We start from the raw sequence: 1,787 nt of genomic DNA on the forward strand, positions 1-1,787 counted from the left end.
TCGGAACTGGAGAACTGGCCACTACCAAACAACCGCCGCCGGCCCACCCCCCAGCTCCTCGCCCTGCTCGCCGAGGTCTACGACACCAGCATCCACAACCTGATCGACCTCGACGACCGCGAACACCTCACCCCCGCAGACGCCCTCCTCATCCACACTGCGCGTAGGAGCCGTGCGGCGAGCCCGGAACYTGGATCAACACCGGCCCCTGTTCTCCCGGACGGTTCAGGCCGGCCTTGCAGGGGCGAACTCATCGCCGTGTCTGCCCTACCAGCGGCGCAGGTCGTCAGGCTCGCGGACACTACGGGAACAGCGATGCACGACATCGACCGACGAGACTTCGTCACCGCGACGGCTACCGCGCTCACGTTCGGGAGAACCGCCCCGCGGCACGTCGACCCGGCGCTCGTCGACTACTTCAGCGAGCAGCTGGAGGGCCACTACCGAGCGGACATGATGCTCGGGCCCCGCGAGCTGATCAGTACCGTCACCGCCCAGCACACGCTCATCAGCAACCTGGTGGCGACCGCACGCGGGGAGACGCGGCTGGCCCTCCTGCGCTCCAGCGCGGCCTACGCCTCGCTGATCGGCTGGTTCCATCAGGACGCCGGCGACCTTCAGACTTCGTCCGTCTGGCGCGGTGTTGCCCTGGAGGTCGCACAACGCTCCCGGGACCACCAGCTCGTCGCCTACGCGCTGCTCAACCATGCATCAGTTCGTACGGATCTTGCTGATGGTCTCGGCGCGCTCGACCTGTGTGCCGCGGTCCTGGCCGACGCCGGCCGGCTCAGCCCGAAGATGCGGGTCTTGGCGCTCCAGCAGCAGGCCCACGGCGCGTCGCTCGTCGGAGATCGCGCGACTGTCGACTCCGCCCTGGACCAGGCGGCTCCGCTCGTCGAGAGATGCGATGACGGCGTGCCGTGGGGCAACGCGTGCCGTCGCACATCGGCCTACCTGGAGGTGCAACGCGCTACCTGCTACGGACGCTTGGGACTGGCCACGGCCGCTGCCGGCCTGTGGCGGCAGATCCTCGACACGACGCCTGCCAACGCCCGGCGAGACCGCGGCGTCTTTCTCGCCCGGCAGGCCACCGCGTGCGTCCGGAACGGCGACATCGGGCGCGCGGTCGAGGCCGGGCGACTCGCGGCGGACCTGGCGGTGGAAACTGGGTCTGTGCGGATTGGCCGTGAGCTTGCCGGCCTGCGGCAAGCCGCACAGCCCTGGAAGGGCACGGCCGCCGGCCGCGACCTCGATGAGATCTTCGCTCTCTGAAGGAGACCTGACGTGGCGGACGTGCCCGTGCCCCTGGCCGACGACGAGATCGAGGCGCGGCTGCGCGAGCTACCCGGCTGGGCCCGCGCCGGCCAGGAGATCACCAGATCCTTCCGCATCCGTTACCACGGTGGGGTCGCCCTGATCGTGCACGTCGCCGACGTCGAGCGGCTGATCGGCCACCATGCGGACATTGACCTGCGCTGGGACAGCATTCGCTTCGGGATCACCACACACGATGCCGGGCACCGGATCACCGCGGCCGACTTCGATCTCGCGCGGCGTATCGACGCCATCGCCCAGGCCCACAGCGCGGAACCGCTCTGATACTCCTGTCCGGATCGAATCTTGGTGACCGGGGATGCCGAGGGTGAGGTGTTCACATTTCGTAAGAGTTCGGTGATGGCGTGGGTGGGCGGGCCGAAGGCCCGGCCGGTGTTGCCGGTCGGGTGGTTTTCGGCTTGTGGGTGGGGTTAGGGCTCGGGCCCGTCGGGTGGGCCGTCCTGGGGTGGGTC

Annotated in this window: 2 protein-coding genes; both read left to right on the top strand. The window is 69.2% G+C overall.

Annotation, left to right across the window (positions count from 1 at the left end; translation table 11 throughout):
• Positions 1 to 1,272 (top strand): hypothetical protein (locus KBI5_RS20265; protein WP_198537845.1); only part of this gene is annotated, 1,272 nt, incomplete at its 5' end.
• A gap of 12 nt (positions 1,273 to 1,284) precedes the next feature.
• Positions 1,285 to 1,599 carry a 4a-hydroxytetrahydrobiopterin dehydratase gene (locus tag KBI5_RS20270; RefSeq protein ID WP_085016135.1) on the top strand — a complete coding sequence of 105 codons (315 nt, stop codon included), beginning with the start codon at positions 1,285 to 1,287 and terminating at the stop codon, positions 1,597 to 1,599.
• Positions 1,600 to 1,787 lie beyond the last annotated feature (188 nt).

Source organism: Frankia sp. KB5, from assembly GCF_002099325.1.
GTDB lineage: Bacteria > Actinomycetota > Actinomycetes > Frankiales > Frankiaceae > Frankia > Frankia casuarinae.